Here is a 21,914-nt window from a genome sequence, read left to right on the forward strand (position 1 = left end):
GTGCAGGAAATGGCAGCCGCCTCGATGCAGAGCAACGCGGCTGTTGGGGTAAACTAGTGAAAAAGAAAAATAAGCACAGGAGGGATACCTTTGAGTATTCTGATATATAGTGCGATTGCACCGGCAATTGTTTTAATGATATGGATCTATACGCGGGACAAACTTCATCCGGAACCAAAACACCAGGTTTTGCGTTTATTTGTGTTGGGTGCAGTCATTGTGTTTCCCGCAGGTCTGATTGAACGTTGGCTTTTGATTACGCATTTCATCCACGGAAATGATGGCCTCTATACCATTCTGCTAACCGCATTTTTTGTCGCCGGCATGGTCGAAGAGTTTTTAAAAGCAGGTATTTTTCACAGAGGTGTTTTCTTGCATAAAGAATTTGACGAGCCCATTGACGGAATTGTATACGCAGTCGCCATCGCCCTGGGCTTTGCGATGGTAGAGAATCTCATGTATGTGACAAGTTACGGTTTATCGACAGCTTTTTTGCGATCTGTCACGGCCGTCCCGGCACACATGTTTTTTGGAATTTCAATGGGATACCACTTTACCCGTGTAAAACAAGGAAAAAGTCCCATGTATACCGCTTACCTTGTCCCTGCTTTATATCATGGCATATATGATTCATTTGCAATGATCGATGGATTCTGGGGCAATCTTGCATTAACCGGATATCTGACATATCTGATTCTGTTAAGCGCCGCCCGCGTACGTCAATTACAGCGGGAAGTGCTGGTTTAGGAAAACAAGTTGCCGGTCATTTGCAAACGACGGTCAATTTCCTCGCTTGCCCGTTGCATTCGGTTTTTTATTTGCTCGTTCCGTGTATATTGAAACGCAAATCGATAACATCTGCCAGCCGCCCGCAAATACGCTTCGTATGTTTCCTTTTGTTTTGCGGTAAGCGCCATACTGGCTGACATTTCGTACTCTTGTCCGAGTGCAATCAACTTCGCAAGGAGTTCATCCAGTGTTCGCGCTTGCCGCACCGCTATCGTACAAGCATTCCAAATGTTCGGATCTTGTGTGGAACCAAACCAGTTGACAATCCTTGATGACCAAATGTTGCGAACGAAGGGAAACCCGATCGTGCGAAAAAAAGGTCCGGTGAATCGTTTTGAGTTTCTCATGTCCGATTGTCCTTTATTCATCTGTTTCTCGAATATTTGTTTATCGAATATTTGTCTATCGCATATCGTGGCCTTGCGAACCGAAAGGCTTGGGACCTGCCGGAACTCCTTCAAACACCAGCATCCAGCCGTTTTCCGCACGGTACATGCGCATATCTGCCTTGTCATCCATCATGAGCATCTGGAATAAATTCATATCTGTTTTCATAAAAGGGCTTAAATACTCATCGTGAATCCGCAAATTTAAAATTCGGTATTTATCTTCCTGGCGGACCAGAATTCCGTCTTTCACCGCATACTCGGCCACCATTTCTTCCCCTGTCAGTTTGCGATTGCGATGGTGCCGCAAAGATTCATATACGTTGCGGGCAGCTTTTGCTTTCCTGCTTGCTTCCGTTATCAGAACATATTTCATGTTTCTATCCCTCTTTATCCCTGTATCAAACCTGTTTGAAATCCCCACTCTGATCAATCAAATCATTGTCATGAAGTTTTCAACCCTATCATAGCATAAAAAAAGCCCGTGTGGCGGGCATCCAAATCAAATATCAATCCGAATAACACGGATCGATTCGTTTCATACAATAGGAATATACAGAAACTCCGGAGGTGAGTCATGTGTTTGAAAAACTCATACAAGAAAAGCAAAAAGTTGACATTATGTATGCAAAAGGAACCGATTACGATTTTTTTATCGGAATCATTACAGAGTTCGATTCTACGAGTGGCCTGATTCGTATTACATGCAAAGATCAAGAATATATACTGCCTCTTGCATCCATTCGGCGCATTCGAATTATCACAAATTAACGGCTTGGCACAAGAAGGGTCAATAAAGGTCAATTACACGTCCGACGCGTCTGATGATTCATGTATCGTTGATAAATAGGGATATGCAATGGTTTTTTCAAAAATACTTTTAATTTCCTCAAATACTTGTTTGTTCGATTTCCCGCAATATCCTTCACTGGCAAGAATGGCAAATAAAGTTGCAAGCAGATCTTTCGCTTCTTCTTCTTTCATTTCATTCACACGTTTTGTAATTTCTTCAAATAGTTTTTTGCTCATTTGCCTGACACACCTCAACGTATGATAAAGTATATAGAAAAAGACTATGGGTGTATCCATTTCGTTCGTCATCTGGAAAATTTTTTCGATACACCCGCTTCTCATCAGCATCTCTCCCCACCGTAAAGATGCCATGCTTTCCCATAAGCACGGAAAGCGCCCGTCCGTCAGCCCCAATCATCTTTATCCTTTTATCGGAAATGAGACAATCAATGGTGCTCTCGATAAAATTCCTGCAGCAATTGTCCATCTCTCCACATTTCAACCTTGTAAAATTTTTCTTCATTCAAATATACTTTGACCACTTCATAATCTGTACCAATATACTCATTCCAGATAACAGTTCCTTCTAGCTGATCGTCCAAAAAAACAACCGCATACATGATCACTTTACATTCACCCTTACTCTACAATATTCATAAACTAATAGAATCGCTATAAACGAAAGTCATTCCTATGAGAGTATTGCAGACAAACAGGCTTGCCAATGTGTGTACGTAAACCGAATCCAAATATCAGAATAGGCTATGGCGTAAAAATACGGAGACTAGGTAAATGCCCTTCCAGATAAAAACCTAAAACATAAGATATTTCATCTAACCTAGAAGGGAGAAATGATTATGTTCGGTACATTTGGCGGATATACACATTGGGCGATCGTATTCTTAATCATCTTCGTGCTGTTTTTCTTGTTAGTCCCTGGTGCAATGGGAGCAGGCGCTGCTTAACTTGTTAATGGAATAGCGAAAAAGAAAAAGACCAGCCAGTTTGCCTAACTGGTTGGTCTCTTGTCAAACGCATTCAAATCGGCTTTTTTCCAATACAACCATTCAATGTCAGAAAGCAAATTCATTCTAAATTCCGCTTTATGACTTCATCGTATAAATCAAGTGCGGAGGATTGTCTTTATTCAAGACGACTTCAACCGTTTTATGAGAGGTATCCCCTTTTACCTCGTATACTTTATCGCCGCTTTGCGTTTCGCCAATTTCTTTTTGATCCGTTTGAATGTTTTTAAATTCAGCCGTACCTGCAAATGTGTACGTATGCTTTTCTGTACTTAGCGTCTGGTAATTTTGTGATAGAATATATATTTCATTTGCCGATATCGTCTTTTTGAAAAATAAACCCTTGACAGCAAATACCGCTGCAATCAGCAAGGCTAAAGAAATCACGATGTTAAGATATTTTTTTCTCATCTGCGTCCCTTCTCCTTATTTTTTCATGTATCCATGGAATTCATCCATTCCAATCGCCAGTTTGCCACTGTTGACGAATTACAATCATATCCGAAATGCATGAATAAATCAAGATTTGAAGAATGCTATGTATAAATCTTTTGATGTTCGGTCATATTAGGAAAGACGGAAACAAACTTCCTCATGGCTGGGGGGATGTGTGATGAACACGTCAAGTGGAATTGACACATTTTTAACGGCTAAAGAAACTGGAGGGGTGTGCCTTGACACATTCAAATGTTTCTGAAGAAGTCGCACCGTCAACATAAAAGAGCCCGCGAATGGGCTCTTTTTGTGTGTGCCATTTTTGGCGCTAGCATTCTGGCTGGTTTGCACCAATCGCAATCCAAGATAAAAAGCCGTTTATTTCTTCAAAATTTTTCCTTCGAGATACTGTAATGGTTGCCGCTTCTTGCGTTTGCCCTTTCAATACTGCATAACAATTCGGATGATTCGTCATCGCAACAATCACATAATTTGAACTTGCAAACGGTTCTGCAAATTCAATCGCAACATCCCTCGATTCCGCCATATTCGGAATCTGAAATGGCGTCACGCCGAATTTCTGCAGAGGGTTTACGTTTACGATTGCTTTTGTAGTTGGAACCGGCATTGTTTCGTCAACGGCTGAAAGGTATGGTTCATTCGACGAAAGCAGCTTCACATCTGTCTCTTTCTGAGAATACTTGAGTATGGACAAACATTCAGGATCCAAATGATAGGGTTTGATCGCACCTGGGCTTATATGTGCCGATTGAATCGCTTCCGGCTGAATGTGTTTGGCATCAATAATCTCTTTGCTTAATTTTTCACTCGTAATGCTGCGAGGCGCAAGTTTGGTGTTCGTGATCAATTCGTCCTGCAAATGATTTGTCGAGATTGCAAATCTTTGAATATGCTGTTCGCAAATGCTGTTCTGTTTTAATTTTTCACCTGAAATCGACTCATCCGTCAAATGTTCCGTCAAAATCGAATCAGGTTTCAACTTCGAACCGTCGATCGCGCAATCTGCAAATTTTTCCGATGTTATGGAACCTTCTTGCAGATGATGTCCGCCTACCGCTCCTGTGTTGATATGATCGCTTTGGATCGCGTTTGCCTGAATATGCCTGCTGCCAATCGCTGCATCCGTTACATGATTTGTTGTTACAGCATCGTCCTTTATGTGACAAGCTTGAATAACGGCAGGCTGCAATTTTTCACTTGTGATACAATTGTCCAGCAAATGCTCTGACGTGACCGACACAGCCTTAAGTTTTTGCCCGTCTACCGACTGATCCGCCAATTTGCTGGTTGTAACTGAAACATCTGCGAGATGTTCCGTTCGAATCGCTTCTGCTTTTAGATGTTTTGCTTCGACAGCCTCTGTTTGAATGTGTCTGCCCGTAACGGCCTCTGTACTTAGCTTGTCGCTTGTTACGGATTTTGCGGCAAGTTTTGTGTTTGTCACCGATTCATCTTGAAGTTTGGCTTCCGATACAGATTGATCCTGCAAATGTTCTTCGGTTACCGATCCGCTGTCAATATGGCTTGCTTGGATCGCCTGATCCGCTATCTTTCCTGCTGTTACGATTCCATCTGCCAAATGATGTTTTTTTATTGCCTCGTCCGCAATTTTTGATGATTGTATCGACTGGTCTGCCAGCTTTTCCGGAGTAATGGAAAAGTCTTGTATTTTATCCGTTGTAATCCCTTGATTTTGTATGTGCTGCGTTTTGACTGCTTCCGTCTGTAAATGCAGATCCGTGATTGATTCGGCAGCAATATGTTTGCCTGTGATGGCAAACTGACTGATTTTATCACTCGTTACAGATTCTGCAGCAAGTTTTTCTGTAACGACAGAACCATTTTGAAAGTGATCCGTTGTAATGATCTGTGGCTGAAAATGTTCCGGTCCAATCGAGTATTGTTGAATGTGATGTGCCTGTATTGCGGCATCTGCGATTTTTTCACCCGAAATGGCTCCATTCGACAGATGCTGCTGTTTGATTGATTCGTTGGCTAATTTGGAAGATGTAATGACTTGATCCGCGAGCTTTTCACTTGTAACGGAAAAATCGATCAATTTATCTGTTGATACAGATTCTGAGGCCAGTTTTGCCGTTGTAATCACATGATCATTCAGATGCATCGTTTGAACGGCCCGTTCTTTTAAGTGTGCCAAACCAACGGATGCTTCTTGAATCTGTTCTTCTCCAACTGAATTTGCGTCCAACTGTTTATTTGTGATTGCACGATCTTGGATATGCCGGGTCTGTATGGCTTGCTCGCGAATATGATCAGATGCAATCGCGTGATCGGATAGATGCCATGTTTCGATGGAACCCGTTTGAAGTTTTTCTGCTGTAATGGATCCGTCTGCGATATGTCTCGTGTGAATGGCATGTTCCCGAATGTTGTCTGAATCAATTGCGTGTTTTGACAAATGTTCAAAGTGTACGGATTCCGGCGCCAATTGACTTGCTCCGACTGACCCCCGTGCCAAATGTTCCGTTCTGACTGCTTCATCTTGGATATGTTGTGTTCCGACCGCTTGATTCGTCAGGTGTTCATGCCGCACCGAATCTTTCGCCAATTTTTCCGCCCGTACAGCCTGATCTGCCAATTGCTCTACACCGACAGACGCATTGGCAAGATGCTCCGCTTGCACAGCTTTTTTTGCAATATGCTCGGAATCTATGCTGTTTGGGCATAAATGTTGGGATTGAACCGATTTATTTTGAATATGCGCGCCATTGATGGAAGCTTCCAAAATTTTTTCCGAAGTAATGGATCGTTCTTGCAAAAGCTTGTTTGTTATTGCTTTTTCTTGAATGTGATCCGTCTGAATCGCATGATGTACAATGTGTTTCGCTTCTACAGTTGATCGTGAAATCTTTTCGCCGGTTACGGAAGCATCGGCAAGATTATGTTGGTGGACAGCCGAGATGGCCAATTTCTCCATTGTTACGGATAAATTATCCAGTTTATCTGTAGTTATGGCGAGATTGTCAATTTTATCAGACGTGATTGTCAAATCGGCAAGATGATAATTTTTCACTGACTCCATGGCTAATTTTTCATCTGTAACAGCGAAATCCGCCAATTTCTCTGTTGTAACGGTTTGATTGCCGATATGCTTTGTTTCGATCACAGACAAAACGAGATGATCAGATGTTACAGAATGATTGGCGATATGATGTGAACGAACCGCCTGCTCGTTTAAATGATAATTTGTTATTGACAAAGGCTTTAACTGTTCGGTACCCACTGATTGTTCCGCCAACTTTTCCTCTGTTACCGCAGCATCTCTCAACTTCTCTGTGGTAACCGCTCCTTCGCCGATCTTTGCCGTAACGATGCAGCCGTGTTCCAAATGGTTTGCCTGGATGGTTCCGCTTCGAATCTTATTCCCTGTCACCGCTTGGTCTTGAATGAGTTCTGTTGTAACCACTTCTTTGTGAAGATGCTTCGATTCGATCGCTCCCTCGGCGATTTTGGCTGCGTCTAATATTTTATCCGCTAATTTATCTGATGTGATGCTGCTGTTTTCCAATTTCGATCCGGATATGGAACGATCCCTGATTTTTCTTCCGGTGATGGCGGAATCGACGAGATGCTCTTCCTCGATGCTCGCAACTGCGACCTTCCTTGCCGTGACACTATGATCGGCTAATTTTATCGATTGAATCGCGTAATCCGCTATTGCATCGGTATCTATGCTGTCCTGTTTAATTTTTTCACCGGTAATCGTCCGGTTTGCAATTTTTTCTCCTGTAATCGTTTGATCCACAAGATCATCCGTAAAAATAAACCCGGTTTTCTTCTCTTTTTCTCTTTCAGATCGAAGCGATTTATGTTGGTCTGGAATTTTATCAGGAATCTTAAATAGCTGTTGATGATCTGCCGCGTCCAAATAGATTTCTGTGTGTTTATTCGTCGCCCCGATCTCTTTCTTTGTATCTTTTTGTGAATTGGTGCCTTCCACAAGATGAAGCTGCGCCGGCAAATCATGGGAGATGTTTGATTGTTGCCGATTGTCAACAACATCCAAGTTGGTTTCCACATCTTTTTTTGTCTCTTTGCTCTCTTCCTTTGCTGCTTTTTGCGCAAGATTCGAACCAGCCACAAGATTCAACTGCTCTTGCTTTTTGCTTTCAAAACTTTCCTGTTCGTCCTCTTCGTCAAAATCGTCATCCGCATCTTCCAATTCATTCTCTATCTCTGCAGTCAACCATTCCGCCAACGACGGTTGATTCGTTTTTTTCGGCATGCGTTTGGCAATCGAACCGGATTTCCGTTTTTTCTTTTGCAACACACTTCTCATCCTTCCCATACATTTTATCCATGTATGATATTCACCTACCCAGTTCAGGTGTGATTGGGAAGTTATGATTCCATTTCGCTAATTCACTTGATGAAAATACTCACTGCCAGCCAAATCTTCCGGCAGCACTTCGTCTTCCGGCATAGTCAAACCTGCGAATGTATAAGCGTCTCTGACAAACCTTGCGCAAAGAAATCGATAGGATTTCTTCTGCCTCAGCATATAGTAAAAGAAGCGGGCAAATACATTCGACGTATCGAATGGATTTCTGATATAGGAACGTAAGAAAAACAAAATTCGGCCCTTTTGAAAATCATTCAATACGTCATTGTAACGATATACATCATATTCTTCCTTGTAAGCGGAAAGAAATCGATAGCACAAGTTTTGCAACCATTGAGCTTCTAAAACCCTTCCACAACCGATGTACATCGATACATACTGATATTTGCTTTTTGTGAGCCATTGAATCCATCTGGCTCTGCGAACAAATATCAAATCCCCAAGTTCTAATTTCAAATTTGCACCACGAACCACTATAAAATCGTCAGCCTGCCATTCCATACAATCACACCTCGTAATCAGTATTGGGAATGCTTTTCGGAATTCGTCTCAGAGTGGTTTGGTACGTATTTGTATAGTAAAAGCATTCGTTAAACTATATGTTTTTATGTGGATTGTCGATATAGCAAATGTACAATTTCCACAAACAAGGCAAGCCACTCGATTGACTGGCTTGTTTTGTAATTCGTATAACAATTGCTACTCCTTAGGATGAATCATCGCCTCCGGTCGAACCATCTGATCAAACTCTTGCCCGGTTAATAAGCCGCTTTTTACAGCTGCCGCTTTTAACGTAATGCCTTCTTTATAGGCAAGCTTTGCGATCGTTGCAGCCTTTTCGTACCCGATATACGGATTCAGGGCAGTTACCAGCATGAGTGAATCATTCAGGTGACGATTGATGACATCACGATTGGGTTCGATTCCGATGGCGCAATGATCATCAAAAGATCTCATGGCATCAGCGAGAAGTCTCGCCGATTGAAGAAAATTGTAGATAATCACTGGTTTAAATACGTTTAGTTCAAAGTTGCCCTGGCTCGCAGCAAATCCGATGGTCATATCATTTCCCAGTACTTGGCAAACAACCATCGTTAACGCTTCACTTTGCGTCGGATTCACTTTCCCCGGCATAATCGAGCTGCCCGGTTCATTTGCGGGAATCGCAATCTCCCCAATGCCGCAACGAGGGCCGCTGGCAAGCCATCTGACATCATTGGCGATTTTCATCAGATCTGCTGCCAATGCTTTGAGCGCACCATGGACGTACACGATGTCATCATGGCTTGTCAATGCATGAAACTTATTGGCTGCAGAAACAAATGGTTTGCCTGTTATGGCGCTGATTTCTTCCGCCGCCATGTTTCCGAATGCCGAATGTGTATTCAGCCCGGTGCCTACAGCGGTTCCCCCGATGGCAAGATCCTTCATCGATTGAACACTTGTTTGCAACATCTGCTTACATTTCTCTAACATGCGATGCCAGCCGCTGACTTCTTGCCCGAGGGTCAACGGTGTTGCATCTTGTAAATGCGTTCGTCCGATTTTAATGATATCGTCAAAATCCTCCATCTTTTGGCGGAACGTCTCTTGTAATTTGAACAAGGACGGCAATACCTGGTCTTCGATGGCGAGAACCCCAGCGATGTGCATGGCGGTAGGAAACGTGTCATTGGAACTTTGCGACATATTCACATCATCGTTAGGATGAATGCGGCTTTGACTGCCGTTTTGTTCCAGCCATTGATTTCCCCGGTGTGCAATCACTTCATTGACATTCATGTTGGATTGTGTTCCGCTTCCCGTTTGCCAAACGACAAGCGGGAAATGATCATCAAGTTCGCCGGCCAAAATTTCTTCCGCCGCTTTTACAATGGCAGTCGCCTTATCCGGTGCGAGTCTGCCCAGCTTTTGATTGGCGAGAGCGGCGCCTTTTTTCAAAATCGCAAACGCCCGGATCACTTCCAGCGGCATCCGTTCGGTTCCAATCCTAAAATTTTGGCTGCTCCGCTGTGTCTGCGCTCCCCATAATTTGTCAGCCGCTACTTGAATCTCGCCCATCGTATCGTGTTCCATTCTGTATTGCATGTTATACATCCCCCTAAAATATTATTATTTTTGTGTTTGAGAAATGAAACGAACCAATGCATATACTCCGGTCGTCCTTACTTTGGTTAGTTTTATCAATCATTTCTACAAAATGTATATAGGTGGTGGAACTATGTCTCTATCAAGAAAAATCATCCTGTTATTTAGTTGTTTGACTTTGTTGATCCTGTTTGTGTCGCTTGGATTCAGCTACGAACGCAGCCGTTCCATGATTATCGATTTGGAAAAAGATCGGGCGCTCTCCGTTGTTCACACATTAAATGCATCCATGAAACACGAAGATCTGACGAATTTGCAAGACTTGGTCATGCAAGTCAAGAAAAACGAACCCAATGTAAAAGAATTGTCCATGTATCGTCTTGACGGGCATGCATCCATCATTGCGGCCATTGATCAAAAGCAACTCGGTCAAAAGGCGGCCAAGGAAGATTTCCAAGCTGTAAAAACGAATCGGCCAATCGTATTGGTCAATGCCAACAGCATTGATGTGACTGCGCCTTTGCTTGTTCCCGGGAGTACGAAATATTCCGTCGGCATCGTATATTCGTTTAAAGACGAACTGGTAAAATTACGCACACATCTGTGGACAATTATCGGCATGGGGATTGGAATCATGTTGCTATCTTTTATTTTTATTTCCGTTTTCATTCAACGGATTGTAAAGCGGCCTTTGGCAAAATTAACGAACCTCGCAGAAAGTCTGGCTTTGGGACAGTTGGATATCGCAATCGAATCCGATCAACCAAGAAATGATGAGATCGGCCAGTTGACTCAGGCATTCCGAAGAATGGTTCATAACGTGGCCGCACTTATTCAGCAAATTTCCAACGCGTCCCAACAAGTGGCGGCAACGTCGCAGCGGCTGGCGGCGAATTCCGATGAATCCATGCTGGCAAGCGAAAAAATAGCCGTGAACGTACAGGAAATCGCCAAGCGGGCGCAGGGGCAGTTAACACATACATATCATACTTCGCAAATGATTGAAACGATCTCAGAATCCATTCATACCATGGCACAAAACAGTGATATCGTAACAGGAGCGGCTACAACTTCCGCCAATGTAGCCAAGAATGGAAAATCGATCATTGCAGACGCCATTCACCAAATCGAATCGGCAAATGAAACGGTACATGCTTCCGTGAATTTGATTCAATCCCTTGGCGAACGAACACAACAGATCGGGAGTATTATCGACATCATAACAAATATTGCAAACCAGACAAATTTGCTGGCTTTAAATGCTGCCATTGAAGCAGCGCGCGCAGGAGAACAAGGGCGGGGATTTTCCGTCGTGGCAAATGAAGTCAGGAAGCTGGCAGAACAATCAAATGCAGCCACCCAGCAAATTGCCGACATGATTCAAGAAATTCAGACGGAAACTGACCAAGTCATTATGAGAATTTCCGACAGCGCTGCACAGGCAAGTCAGGGATTGAACGCTACGTATAAAGCTCGCGAGGCGTTTGACGAACTGCTGAAAATGGTGGTAGAAGTGGATCATCAAATTCAAAACTCGGTAATGACGATCAAACATATGTCAGCAAATACAGAATCCATGATGAGCGCGATTCAATCTGTCGTTCAGGCAGCCGAGCAAATCTCCGTGAAAACACAAGAGGCAACGTCAAGTGCAGAACAAACGCATACATCAATGGAAGAAATCAGCGTATCTTCTGAAATGCTGGCAAACATGTCAAACTCTTTACAAACTACCGTCGAATCATTCAAAATGGAAACTGCCCAATAAATCAAGTCACTGAAAAGGAGTACATATGGAGCAAAAAATTTCACGGTTCGGACGCCGATTGTTGCTGTATATTCGTTGGATGATCGTCGCCTTGATTCTGCTCACTTTGTTTATCGGAGTCATCGGATTTGTCATAAAGTGGGGCGAAATTATCATCCATCCCGAACATTTTCTCGCCAACTTCCGGACGATTGCAGAGGATATTTTCTCACTTGTATTAATCTATGAAATCCTGGATTTGATTCGGACATTGTCTCCCAATCGACTGATGGATGTCCTGCTTACCGTTTTGGCAAGAAAGATTCTTTTGTCTACGAATGAAATACACTTGGCCATCGACGTGGCGGCATTTGTTGTGATTTTAATTCCAAGGCTGATTTTAATTTTCTTTTCTCGACGGTTCGAACAGCAGCAAACTACATCATAAGCATTCCATGAATACGTCTGAAACCGGCAATCCCATGCAAAGTTCCCGCTTCACTTGTCACGTGAAACGGGATCTTTTCCATTTACCGGACCGCTTGAAAAAAAACTTCCACCCCCCCATGTATTGTAGTGAATCAGCGTTTGCAGATCGAGCCGTTGCCCCCAGCCGACGCGTTCCAACACGGGAATTTCCGGAAAATAAGGGGTGTATCCGAGCGTTAAAATGGCAACAGGATCAATGGAATCCGGCATATGCAAAATTTCCCGGATGTTTTGTTTTTTATAAATGCTGACCCAGCCCAAAGCGACTCCTTCCGCCCGCGCTGCCAGCCAGATGTTTTCAATGGCGCAGGCGGTGGACATCAGATCCGTTTCCGGAATCGTGTTTCTTCCCAATACATGGGGCCCGCCGCGATTCGGATCATTCGTTACACAAATCGATAGCGGCGCTTGTGTAAGCCCTTCGACTTTCAGCCGAAGATAATAATCTTTTTGCAAATCTGCGTAGTGTTCCGCTGCTGACACACGTTCCCGTTCGACTTCTTCCTGAATGTTCTGCAAGATCTGTTTATCATGGATGATGATAAAACTCCAGGGCTGCATGTAGCCGACAGACGGAGCATGGTGAGCGGCTTGCAAAATCCGGCTGAGGACGTCTGCGGGAATCGGGTCCGGCAAAAAGACGCGGATATCCCGCCGCGCCAGGATGGCTTTGTAAACGGCTCGCCTTTCCTCTTCCGTAAAATCCTTTGGAATCGGGGAAACACGGGCATCCGTGGCATTTCCGAAAGGATCGTCTTCCTTATTCAAAAGATCCTCCTGGATGTTTTGCAAATGCGGATTTGTCACTCGGGCATCTGCAAACGTTGCCGTTTCCGCCAATACGTTACAGGCATTGCGGATGACAGGAAGCAGGAATAACCCTCCGGAGCCTTCCCCGAGACGCAGATTCCACTGGATGAGCGGCTGTAAATCCAGGCTTTGCAAAACATAGGAATGAGCAGGTTCAGCTGATTGGTGTGAAGCGATGAGAAAATCCTTGATCCCAGGTTTCAACCGTTCCGCCAACAGGGCCGCCGCGCCTGTGATCAAACCGTCGAGCACAATCGGGATCCGACGATTGGCTGCGGCAACCATCGCACCCGCCAGCGCAGCAATTTCAAACCCGCCCAATTTGGCAAGCACATCCCAAGGATCTGACAAAACCGGCTGGTTGACACAGATCGCCTCTGATACGACTCGTTGCTTCTGCGCTACTTGGTCGGCAGAAATGCCGGTGCCATGTCCGGCCACATCGGCAACCGGCAATTCCAGCATGACCGCGACCATGGCGGCAGATGCCGTCGTATTGCCGATGCCCATTTCGCCAAGCAACAGCAGATCATGGCCTGCTTCGATTGCTTGCTCGGCTGTTTCCATGCCGGCATACACAGCTTGATACGCTTGCTCTTTCGTCATGGCCGGGCCTTTTGTAAAATCCCTTGTGCCATTTGCCACTTTGCGCATTCGGCAATTCGGATGGCGAACACGTGTCCTTACACCGACATCCACCACGCACAAGTCCGCTTGCTCATTGCGCGCCAACACGCTGCTGACAGCTGTTCCCATGCAGATATTGACAGCCATCTCTTCTGTCACTTTCGCTTCATATCGAGATACTTCCGCAGTTTCGGCAACACCATGGTCTGCTGCAAAAATGATCGCAGCAGGTTTTTCGATCACCGGAATGGTTGTTCCGGTGATTCCGCTGATTTTCCCGATCAATTCTTCGATGAGCCCAAGGCTGCCAAGGGGCATTGTCAGGTTATTCAGCCGCTCTCTCGTCCGTTTCATCGAATGCCGGTCGAGACTGCCAATGCTTGCGACTCGTTTTTCGATTTCCTTTTGATAGTCCACCATTTTCGACTCCTCTGCGTTCGCTGCACAAGTATTCGAATCCTGAAAAAGCGATACAACATCGCAATATTTTTGAAAATTCAATTTGGCGAATCCAAGTTTTCTTTCGATAATCATTTGAAATTATCTTGTAGTTCTATATGTTTCACAGACTTGAATAAAACGTGCGACTGCGCCTGGATTTGACGCAAAATGCATATGGGTATACCCTGCCAGCAAATTGCCTTTGCTGTATCCCTCTTGCTTCGATCCGCGCAGGCCGGAAACTTCATAAGGCAGGCAGGCATTGTCGATGCCTCCCGGAAATTCAATGGTTGAATAATGAAACTCATGTCCCCGGATTCGCTCACCTTCCGCCAAAAGCAAGGAGTTCCGCATCCCTCGCACTTCCCGATATCCCAGCGCCGCCAGACGTTCCTGCATTTTCACCACTGCCGGTATGACACCGACCATCGGATGCTCGCGGCCTGCTCGATCCACGATCGCGTTTGTCAAAAACATGTATCCGCCGCATTCGGCAAACGTCGGCAATCCTTCGCCGATTCGTTTGCGAATGGCATGCAGCATTGTCGTATTTGCGCTTAATTGCGCCGCATATTCCTCGGGGAATCCGCCGCCGATGTAGAAACCGTCCGCATCCTCCGGAATACTTTCGTCTTCAAGGGGACGAAAATACAGCAATTGGGCGCCATACAACTCCAGCAGCTCCAAATTTTCCGGATAATAAAAATTAAACGCGCGGTCTTTCGCTACTGCAATTCTCACAGGTGCGGGATGCGGCTTTTGCACAAAGATGCGCGCACTCGGCGCCAGCATCGGCGGTGCCTGGCAAGCGATCTCATACAACTTTACCAGATCCACCGTTTCCGCAACGGCGGCTGCCAGCGCGTCAAACAGGGGATGCAGCTCGCCCCGCTCAATCGACGGGATCAAGCCCAAATGCCGCTCCGGTATGTCGATATCCATTCGTTTGGGCAGATATCCCAGTACCGGAACGCCACATTCTTTTTCGATCGCCGCTTTGACAATTTGGTAATGGCCGACACTGCCCACGCGGTTGACGAGGACACCGGCAATCGGCACATGCGGATCCAGTTTTTGAAATCCCAAAACGGTAGCCGCCGCGCTTCTGGCTTGACTCGCCACGTTCACGACCAACAGGACGGGCGCTTGCAACAAGACGCTTAACTCGGCTGTGCTCCCTGTATTGCTGAGGGGATCTTTCCCGTCGTACAGTCCCATGACGCCTTCAATGACGGAAATGTCGGCATCCTGGCTGCTCCGTGCGAATATTTCCCGGACCACGTCATGTGACAGCATCCAACTGTCCAGGTTCCGCGACGGGCGCCCGGTCACGGCCGTGTGGTAGCTGGGATCGATGTAGTCGGGACCTGCTTTGTATCCTTGCACGACCCGCCCCGTTTTTTGCAATGCCGCCATCAATCCGATGGTAAATGTGGTTTTTCCTGCACCGCTGTTTGTTCCCGCGATGACGATTCTCGGTCGCTTCATTTGCGACGCCTCTCTTTCGAAGTCTGATGCATTATGCGTTCACAAGGCAGATCGATATGGTTACATTGCCGGATTTGACTTTTTCCACGACCCATTCGGATGCTCCGGAAGACAATCGTGCGCAAGGCTCGCTCACGCCATATGCACCGACGTATTTGTATACGGTGTCGGAGGGATTGGGGATGGGGATCGTGTTCAATTCCGCAGCGGTATAGGTATCTAGCCTCCAACCATGCCGCGCGCAAACTTCCACAAGCCCAGGCTCATCCTTTTTCAAATCGATCGTGGCAAGATTGCGCACACTCATCATGGACAATTCCGCTTCTGCCAACGTCGTTTGAATCACTTGCTCGATTTCCAAAGCGGACGTGCCTTTGTTGCAGCCAATGCCGATGACCACGACTTTCGGACGATACAGGACGCCATTTGCAAGGAATGTGTCTTCTTCCTCTTGCGTCAACAAGCGCGGCGTGATCACAAGCGCAGCATCGAAGAGCTGCTTGCGTGCCGACTCAAACGTTTCAAACACCTGCAAATGGCTCGGCAGTGGTTTTTTGTACTTCCACCAATTCCGCTCGCCCGCTTCCTGAATGATATGCACACGCTGTTCGTTCACGACGGCCGCACTGACTTGTGTAACCTTTGCAAAATTTTCGATTTCAAAACCGAACTCCCGCCCCAGCAGATCGACCGCAAGCGTTTCGCCGACATCGGATGCGGTCGTGATGACAGGGATTGCTCCAAGAACGCCGGCCACCTGTTTCGTCAGGTCGTTGGCTCCCCCCAGGTGGCCGGACAATACGCTGACCACATAGTTGGCCCGATCATCGATGACTAAGACAGCAGGGTCTGTTTTTTTGTCTTTTAACAATGGAGCGATCATTCGCACCATCGCGCCTAAGGATACAATGCCAATGATTCCTTGATAGGATTGAAAGAGTTTCGGCACGTATTGCACGACAGAGCCTTCAAACACATGAATCCCGAATTCCCGCTCATCCCCCTGGGCGAATTTGCTCGGGTAAAAGACGTCGACTTGCAAAAGAGCATCCAATAATCGCCTGGCAATCGCCACCCCGTGTTTGGTAATGGCGACAACCGCGTATGGATTAGTCATGCATCGCAACTCCCTTTCGATATCTGTGTGTAAACGTTTTGTCATAGAGTTTTGAACGGTGTTCCGTGCTTTCTGCCAAACCAGGATCCAGCGCCCAACCGGCAAGAATCATGGCATGGCTGGAGATATGCGCATCGCCCATCGCCCTGACAAGATGTTCAAGTGTTGTTCGAATGACTTTTTGTTCCGGCCATGTTGCCTTTTGCACGACAGCGACCGGCGTATCGGGCGACCATCCGGCTGCCGACAAATCATCCACCGCTTTCTTGGCAAGCGTGGCGCTGAGATACAGTGCGATGGTACAGTGATGTTCCGCCAATGACCGCAATTGTTCCCTTTCCGGCACAGGCGTGCGCCCACCGACGCGAGTCAAAATGAGTGTCTGCGTCAGGTCGGGAATGGTCAGCTCTGCGCCGAGAATCGCTGCGGATGCAAATACGGAACTCACACCCGGGATAATCTCGTATTCGATATTTTCCTTTCGAAGCAGCGCCATCTGTTCCAAAATGGCGCCATAGACTGCTGGATCTCCCGTATGAATGCGCGCGACGCTGCGCCCCTCTCGCACGTGTCCGGCCATGATTTGGACGATCTCTTCCAGGTCCATCCCCGCGCTTTTATAGATTTGCGCATGCTCCGAAGCCATTTGAACCAGCTCTTCCCGGACCAGACTATCTGTATAGAGGACGACGTCCGCCTGCTGCAGGATTCGCAATCCTTTCACCGTAATCAACTCCGGGTCTCCCGGTCCGGCGCCTACGATATACACTTTTGCAGCCAATGTCATTTTCTCACCACCATCAGTGTCAAATAATTGAGTTCGGCGCCGCGCAGCTCCCTGACGTTGCGCCAGACCATCTCATCTTTTGATGTCACCTTGGTCGCGACCAGCGCCTGATCGGTCAATTCCAGTTCCGCCAATACTTGGAGCATATGATCCAGAACTTTCGCCACTTTCAAAAAAATGACGCAATCATGTGTTTCTATGGCTGTCCGCATTTGCGCCAGATCATCCGTAGCCGGCACGATCGCCACCACCTCATCCCCATCCGCAAGCGGGATCCCGAGCCTGGAAGCGGCGCCGTTGACCGAGGAAATGCCGGGAATCGAGACGATGTTCGCTTCCGGATATGTTGCTTTCAGCGTCCGGTTCATATGAATAAACGTACTATACAACATCGGATCCCCTTCTGTTACAAAAGCCACATCAAGGCCTTGGCGAAGGTGTTCCCAGATCGTTTCAACCGTTTTGTTCCACTGTTCTTGCAATACAGCCGGGTCTTTCGTCATGGGAAAAACCAGCCCCACCATCGTTTTCTCACTCGGATTGATATACAACTCCACGATCTCTAACGCATAGCTTTTCCCACCCATGCGCTTTTTTGGATATGCGATCACAGGCGCTTCTTTCAGCGTACGATATGCTTTCACGGTAATCAGTTCCGGATCCCCTGGTCCGACCCCAACGCCGTATAATGTTCCGATCGAGTCGTTGCTCATTTCTGTTCACCTTGCCCTTTCTCCGTTCTCCAAGCAGTAATCAAATACACCGGATTCATGCCTTCAAACCGGGTCAAATGCAGAATCGGCTTGCTGCGAGCCGTCTGGACGAGTGTAATGGACACATGAAAATCCAATTGCTGCAGTTTTTGTTGGGCAAGATACAGTGTTTCAATCGTGGCGGCATTGATGACGATGCGCCCCTGCGGTTTTAACCGCACTGCGCATACGTGCAGCACATCCTCCAGTTCTCCGCCGCTGCCGCCGATAAATACGGCGTCCGGATCGTCAAACTCGTCCAACCGGTCCGGCGCCCGCCCGTGGACAGCGACAAAATCGGCGCGGAATTTCACTTGATTTTCCCTAAGATTCACAAGATCTTCCGCATTTTTTTCGATTGCGAAAACGCGCACGCAAGGCTGGCTGTGAACCGCTTCAATCGAAACAGAGCCTGTGCACGCTCCGATATCCCAGAGAACGCCGTGTTGCGGCAACTGCAATTCGGCGAGGCTTAAAACCCGGATTTCCCGTTTGGTAATCAACCCCCGATCCGGCTTCCGCTGGGAAAATTGTCCGTCTTCGATCCCCAGTGGAAACACTTTCGTCTCCTGATTGGGTCTGCGCTTCAATACCACGACATTTAAAGGTGAAAATTCCTGATCCACAAGGTCTTTCAGGGAATACCAAGCGGTTCTCTCCGAGCCGCTCCCCAAATTTTCACAGACAAACACATCGTATTCTGTCATTTCAAACTGCAACAGATAGTTCGCAATCGCTGACGGCGTGTTCTTGTCGTCTGTCAGTACAGCCGCTTTCTCCGCTCCGTTGAGTTTCTGCGCAAAGCCCAATATCGGTCGCCCGTGCAAACTGATGATGCGGGCATCCTGCCAAGCTTCGCCACACCTGGCGAACGCGAGTTGTATGGAGCTTAGATGGGGGTAGACAGCCACATTTCCTGCTCCGAACTTCTTGACCAGATACGAACCGATCCCGTAAAACAAAGGGTCGCCGGAAGCAAGCACCACCACCCGCTGTTCCTGGCGATATGCCTGCAGCTCTTCCACCGTTTTCGTTAATGGAGCGCGCAAGACGATTTTTTCCCCTGCAAAATCAGGGAAAAATGCCAGCTGTCGATCTCCCCCCACCAAAACGTCAGCATTCCGAATGTTGTCGATCGATTCCGGAAACAGACCCTGCTCACCGTCATCGCCAATTCCTATTACATACATCCATTTATCCATCAATTGCTGCCCCTCCCAGATAGTCCCCTTTCAAAGTCGTCAATCTCGTATCGATGCGCACTCCACCGCCCATGTACTCTGACACCTGCTCACAACAGTACCTGCTTACTCGCGTGAAAAATTCAGGAAATCCCCATTCCGTCATCCAATCACCGACTTGCGAAGCTGTATTGGCATCCAGGATTTGCGCGCGCAAACGGTCAGGCACACCCACTTCCTGTGCAATCTGCTCGAGGAATCCAAAGTCGATGGGCGCACTTTTGGCATGCACCATCATGATTCCTTGGGCAACTTTAGAAAATTTGCCCATCATGCCGACGAAACGGATCTCCTGCATTTCCAGCCGCTTGGCGTGCTTGGCGGAAAACCCGACGAAATCGCCCATTTCAATAAATGCTTCTACCGGCAGTTCCGGATACATCGCCATGGCGTATTTTTCACTGCGCCCGCCGGTCGTCAGCACAACCGTTCGGATCCCTTGCTCTTTCGCAACCGATAATGCATAGACGATGCTTGCTTTGTAGGATGATGTGGAGAACGGGACTACGATTCCTCTCGTGCCCAGGATGGAGATCCCCCCGAGAATGCCGAGCCTTGCGTTTAGCGTTTTTTTGGCGATTTCTTCCCCTTGCGGAACGGAGATCACCACACGAACCCCGCGCTTGATGTTTGCTGCCGCCAGCACCTCTTCCACCACTTCCCGAATCATTTTCCGCGGTACGGGATTAATCGCCGCCATGCCGATGGGAATCGGCAGGCCCGGCTTGGTCACGCGTCCGACGCCGACGCCGCCGTCAATGTCGATCTCTGCATCATCGTCTGTCCAGGACACAGTCGCTATGATTTTCGCCCCGTGTGTCGCATCCGGATCGTCGCCGCCGTCTTTGATGGTCGCCGCGCTTGCCTGCTCCTCTGTAAACCGGATATCCTGCATATGAAACGTCACGGATTGTCCTGCCGGAATCCAAATATCAACCACAGCAAACGATTCTTGATGAATCAATGCCAATAGCGCACTTTTCGTACAGGCGGTCGCACAGGCGCCGGTGGTGTAGCCGTGCCGCAGCGGTCCTTCCGGTACTTCCAACATTTCACCCATTTCATTCACCTAGCCTGTTTGTCTGCCAGAATCGACAGTGCGTTAATGATGGAAACCGCAATCGGACTGCCGCCTTTCCGCCCGTGATTTGCAATAAACGGCACATCGAGTTTCATCAATTCTGCCTTCGATTCGGCTGCCGATACGAATCCGACAGGCACGCCGACGATTAAGCCAGGCTGTGCCTCACCTTCTTTTACCAAGCGAATCAGCTCCAACAAGGCGGTTGGCGCGTTGCCGATGGCAAAGATGCCTCCAGGTGCGTCTTTTACCGCTTTGCGGACAGATACAATCGCCCGTGTCGTGTTGAGCCGTTTTGCTTCTTCCATCACATCAGGATCGGAAATATACACTTTCACTTCCCCGCCGAATGACTCGATGCGAGGTTTGCTGATCCCGGCCTGAACCATTTGCACATCGGCAACAATGGTTCGTCCGGCGCGGATCGCGGCAATCCCGGCCTGGACCGCTTGCGGATGAAAGACAATGCTGCGACCGAGTTCAAAATCGGCTGATGAATGAATCACCCGCTGCACAATCGGAAATTGTTCCTCCGTAAAGGAATGGGGTCCCAACTCCTCTGCAATCATTTCAAAACTTTTCTTTTCAATCTCCTGCGGTTGAACCGAAATCGGCTGAAACTCTGTTTGAAAATTCATTGTAAAATCCCCTCCCAATTTTTTCTTACTGCATCTGCTACACCGTCGATCGTGGAGAAACTTGTGCCATATTCGATCTTGGGCCGTCCGATGACGATCACCGAAATCCCCATATCCAATGCTGCCCGCACTTTTTCATCGACGGCACCCACTTGCCCGCTCTCTTTGGTAATCATCAATGTCGTGCCAAAATGCCGATACAGCGCTTCATTTAACGCTTTTGAAAACGGCCCTTGCATGGCGATGATATTTTTCTGTTCCATACCCAATTGTTCGCATTTTTCCATGTTGTCTTGTCGCGGCAACATGCGCGCAACCAATCGTATGTCCGGATCCTGGAGCAATCGTCTGGTAAAAATCTGCAGTGTTTTGCTGCCTGTCGTGAGCATGACGCTGCCTTTTCGTGCATACGCCAGTTCGGCAGCCTGCTCATATGTATCGACAACGGTGACGCCGGGACTGTCATCGTACATCGCAGCCGCCCGCTCAAAGCGAACATATTCGATACCGCAGGCTTTTGCAGCAGCCATTGCCGTACGATGCGCTTCCTCTGCAAACGGATGGCTGGCATCCACCAGCAGCCGGGCATTGCTGCTTTTTAACACATCGACCATCGCCGCTGTATCGAGTCGTCCAGCCCGCACCTCAATCCCGGCATCCTGCAGCGACTTCGCGGCACTTTCCGTCACAACGCTCGCAAGCAGCGGATAGCCCTGTTCTTTTAAGGCCAGCGCCAATTCTCTCGCATCACTCGTACCTGCCATCAGAAAAATCATACGCAGTCCTTCTTTCCTGTA

The 21,914-nt window shown here is 47.3% G+C and carries 21 protein-coding genes; 4 read left to right on the forward strand and 17 right to left on the reverse strand.

Translation table 11 applies throughout. The annotated features are described in order from the left end of the window. Positions 1-90 precede the first annotated feature (90 nt). Positions 91-747 (forward strand): PrsW family glutamic-type intramembrane protease, encoded by a 657-nt coding sequence (locus LSG31_RS18265; RefSeq protein WP_347436472.1) that lies wholly within the window; start codon positions 91-93, stop codon positions 745-747. On the opposite strand, the gene LSG31_RS18270 is transcribed toward LSG31_RS18265, so the two are convergent. Both LSG31_RS18270 and LSG31_RS18275 read right to left on the reverse strand, forming a co-directional pair. Next, on the reverse strand, positions 744-1,136 hold the full coding sequence (locus LSG31_RS18270; RefSeq protein ID WP_347436473.1) for a hypothetical protein: 393 nt from the start codon (positions 1,134-1,136) through the stop codon (positions 744-746). The genes LSG31_RS18265 and LSG31_RS18270 overlap by 4 nt on opposite strands. A 55-nt stretch (positions 1,137-1,191) precedes the next feature. Then, a complete protein-coding gene (locus LSG31_RS18275) occupies positions 1,192-1,551 on the reverse strand; it encodes a hypothetical protein (protein ID WP_347436474.1) in 360 nt (119 codons plus the stop codon). 203 nt (positions 1,552-1,754) lie between these two features. Here LSG31_RS18275 and LSG31_RS18280 point away from each other — a divergent pair, with 203 nt between their 5' ends. Continuing rightward, positions 1,755-1,946 (forward strand): hypothetical protein, encoded by a 192-nt coding sequence (locus tag LSG31_RS18280; protein ID WP_347436475.1) that lies wholly within the window; start codon positions 1,755-1,757, stop codon positions 1,944-1,946. Positions 1,947-1,979: 33 nt separating this feature from the next. Here the strand turns inward: LSG31_RS18280 and LSG31_RS18285 are convergent, their stop codons facing one another. The 6 genes from LSG31_RS18285 to fumC form a co-directional block, all read right to left on the reverse strand. Continuing rightward, positions 1,980-2,204, reverse strand: a complete 225-nt coding sequence (locus tag LSG31_RS18285) for a hypothetical protein (RefSeq protein ID WP_347436476.1) — start codon at positions 2,202-2,204, stop codon at positions 1,980-1,982. Between the two features lie 209 nt (positions 2,205-2,413). Continuing rightward, positions 2,414-2,593 (reverse strand): hypothetical protein, encoded by a 180-nt coding sequence (locus tag LSG31_RS18290; protein ID WP_347436477.1) that lies wholly within the window; start codon positions 2,591-2,593, stop codon positions 2,414-2,416. Between the two features lie 477 nt (positions 2,594-3,070). Then, the gene (locus tag LSG31_RS18295) at positions 3,071-3,403 is read right to left on the reverse strand and encodes a hypothetical protein (protein WP_347436478.1); all 333 of its coding nucleotides are present in this window, start codon (positions 3,401-3,403) and stop codon (positions 3,071-3,073) included. 352 nt (positions 3,404-3,755) lie between these two features. Next, positions 3,756-7,739, reverse strand: coding sequence for a WIAG-tail domain (locus LSG31_RS18300; protein ID WP_347436479.1), 3,984 nt, complete (start codon positions 7,737-7,739; stop codon positions 3,756-3,758). Positions 7,740-7,826: 87 nt separating this feature from the next. Next, positions 7,827-8,312 carry a C40 family peptidase gene (locus LSG31_RS18305; RefSeq protein ID WP_347436480.1) on the reverse strand — a complete coding sequence of 162 codons (486 nt, stop codon included), beginning with the start codon at positions 8,310-8,312 and terminating at the stop codon, positions 7,827-7,829. Positions 8,313-8,510: 198 nt separating this feature from the next. Then, the gene (fumC, locus tag LSG31_RS18310; RefSeq protein WP_347436481.1) at positions 8,511-9,899 is read right to left on the reverse strand and encodes a class II fumarate hydratase; all 1,389 of its coding nucleotides are present in this window, start codon (positions 9,897-9,899) and stop codon (positions 8,511-8,513) included. 133 nt (positions 9,900-10,032) lie between these two features. Here fumC and LSG31_RS18315 point away from each other — a divergent pair, with 133 nt between their 5' ends. Continuing rightward, positions 10,033-11,667 (forward strand): methyl-accepting chemotaxis protein, encoded by a 1,635-nt coding sequence (locus LSG31_RS18315; RefSeq protein ID WP_347436482.1) that lies wholly within the window; start codon positions 10,033-10,035, stop codon positions 11,665-11,667. Positions 11,668-11,692: 25 nt separating this feature from the next. After that, the gene (locus LSG31_RS18320; protein ID WP_347436483.1) at positions 11,693-12,094 is read left to right on the forward strand and encodes a hypothetical protein; all 402 of its coding nucleotides are present in this window, start codon (positions 11,693-11,695) and stop codon (positions 12,092-12,094) included. Positions 12,095-12,144: 50 nt separating this feature from the next. On the opposite strand, the gene cobT is transcribed toward LSG31_RS18320, so the two are convergent. The 9 genes from cobT to cobK all read right to left on the reverse strand — a co-directional run bounded on the left by cobT (position 12,145) and on the right by cobK (position 21,893). Next, positions 12,145-13,989 carry a nicotinate-nucleotide--dimethylbenzimidazole phosphoribosyltransferase gene (cobT, locus tag LSG31_RS18325; RefSeq protein ID WP_347436484.1) on the reverse strand — a complete coding sequence of 615 codons (1,845 nt, stop codon included), beginning with the start codon at positions 13,987-13,989 and terminating at the stop codon, positions 12,145-12,147. 123 nt (positions 13,990-14,112) lie between these two features. After that, a complete protein-coding gene (locus LSG31_RS18330) occupies positions 14,113-15,501 on the reverse strand; it encodes a cobyrinic acid a,c-diamide synthase CobB (RefSeq protein ID WP_347436485.1) in 1,389 nt (462 codons plus the stop codon). Positions 15,502-15,532: 31 nt separating this feature from the next. Beyond that, positions 15,533-16,618, reverse strand: a complete 1,086-nt coding sequence (locus tag LSG31_RS18335) for a cobalt-precorrin 5A hydrolase (protein ID WP_347436486.1) — start codon at positions 16,616-16,618, stop codon at positions 15,533-15,535. Next, entirely contained in the window at positions 16,611-17,405 is a 795-nt protein-coding gene (gene cobM / locus LSG31_RS18340) for a precorrin-4 C(11)-methyltransferase (protein ID WP_347436487.1), read from the reverse strand. The genes LSG31_RS18335 and cobM overlap by 8 nt, the downstream gene beginning before the upstream one ends. Further along, on the reverse strand, positions 17,402-18,118 hold the full coding sequence (cobI, locus tag LSG31_RS18345; protein ID WP_347436488.1) for a precorrin-2 C(20)-methyltransferase: 717 nt from the start codon (positions 18,116-18,118) through the stop codon (positions 17,402-17,404). Before cobI ends, cobM begins: the two co-directional genes overlap by 4 nt. After that, the gene (gene cbiE / locus LSG31_RS18350; protein ID WP_347436489.1) at positions 18,115-19,359 is read right to left on the reverse strand and encodes a precorrin-6y C5,15-methyltransferase (decarboxylating) subunit CbiE; all 1,245 of its coding nucleotides are present in this window, start codon (positions 19,357-19,359) and stop codon (positions 18,115-18,117) included. The genes cobI and cbiE overlap by 4 nt, the downstream gene beginning before the upstream one ends. Beyond that, the gene (locus tag LSG31_RS18355; protein WP_347439560.1) at positions 19,352-20,449 is read right to left on the reverse strand and encodes a cobalt-precorrin-5B (C(1))-methyltransferase; all 1,098 of its coding nucleotides are present in this window, start codon (positions 20,447-20,449) and stop codon (positions 19,352-19,354) included. The genes cbiE and LSG31_RS18355 overlap by 8 nt, the downstream gene beginning before the upstream one ends. Before the next feature lie 14 nt (positions 20,450-20,463). Further along, complete coding sequence (locus LSG31_RS18360) at positions 20,464-21,117, reverse strand: precorrin-8X methylmutase (RefSeq protein ID WP_347436490.1); 654 nt, start codon at positions 21,115-21,117, stop codon at positions 20,464-20,466. Then, positions 21,114-21,893 carry a precorrin-6A reductase gene (cobK, locus tag LSG31_RS18365; RefSeq protein WP_347436491.1) on the reverse strand — a complete coding sequence of 260 codons (780 nt, stop codon included), beginning with the start codon at positions 21,891-21,893 and terminating at the stop codon, positions 21,114-21,116. Before cobK ends, LSG31_RS18360 begins: the two co-directional genes overlap by 4 nt. Between the last annotated feature and the right edge of the window lie 21 nt (positions 21,894-21,914).

The organism is Fodinisporobacter ferrooxydans, from assembly GCF_022818495.1.
Lineage (GTDB): Bacteria > Bacillota > Bacilli > Tumebacillales > MYW30-H2 > Fodinisporobacter > Fodinisporobacter ferrooxydans.

Bases quoted from the DNA above. Each gene is read 5' to 3' on its own strand.
- cobK (WP_347436491.1), bottom strand. From the start codon at position 21,893: ATGATTTTTCTGATGGCAGGTACGAGTGATGCGAGAGAATTGGCGCTG.
- LSG31_RS18320 (WP_347436483.1), top strand. From the start codon at position 11,693: ATGGAGCAAAAAATTTCACGGTTCGGACGCCGATTGTTGCTGTATATT.
- LSG31_RS18315 (WP_347436482.1), top strand. From the start codon at position 10,033: ATGTCTCTATCAAGAAAAATCATCCTGTTATTTAGTTGTTTGACTTTG.
- LSG31_RS18285 (WP_347436476.1), bottom strand. From the start codon at position 2,204: ATGAGCAAAAAACTATTTGAAGAAATTACAAAACGTGTGAATGAAATG.
- LSG31_RS18335 (WP_347436486.1), bottom strand. From the start codon at position 16,618: ATGACTAATCCATACGCGGTTGTCGCCATTACCAAACACGGGGTGGCG.
- LSG31_RS18270 (WP_347436473.1), bottom strand. From the start codon at position 1,136: ATGAGAAACTCAAAACGATTCACCGGACCTTTTTTTCGCACGATCGGG.
- cbiE (WP_347436489.1), bottom strand. From the start codon at position 19,359: ATGGATAAATGGATGTATGTAATAGGAATTGGCGATGACGGTGAGCAG.
- LSG31_RS18295 (WP_347436478.1), bottom strand. From the start codon at position 3,403: ATGAGAAAAAAATATCTTAACATCGTGATTTCTTTAGCCTTGCTGATT.
- LSG31_RS18355 (WP_347439560.1), bottom strand. From the start codon at position 20,449: ATGTTGGAAGTACCGGAAGGACCGCTGCGGCACGGCTACACCACCGGC.
- cobI (WP_347436488.1), bottom strand. From the start codon at position 18,118: ATGAGCAACGACTCGATCGGAACATTATACGGCGTTGGGGTCGGACCA.
- fumC (WP_347436481.1), bottom strand. From the start codon at position 9,899: ATGCAATACAGAATGGAACACGATACGATGGGCGAGATTCAAGTAGCG.
- LSG31_RS18275 (WP_347436474.1), bottom strand. From the start codon at position 1,551: ATGAAATATGTTCTGATAACGGAAGCAAGCAGGAAAGCAAAAGCTGCC.
- LSG31_RS18330 (WP_347436485.1), bottom strand. From the start codon at position 15,501: ATGAAGCGACCGAGAATCGTCATCGCGGGAACAAACAGCGGTGCAGGA.
- cobM (WP_347436487.1), bottom strand. From the start codon at position 17,405: ATGACATTGGCTGCAAAAGTGTATATCGTAGGCGCCGGACCGGGAGAC.
- LSG31_RS18360 (WP_347436490.1), bottom strand. From the start codon at position 21,117: ATGAATTTTCAAACAGAGTTTCAGCCGATTTCGGTTCAACCGCAGGAG.
- LSG31_RS18305 (WP_347436480.1), bottom strand. From the start codon at position 8,312: ATGGAATGGCAGGCTGACGATTTTATAGTGGTTCGTGGTGCAAATTTG.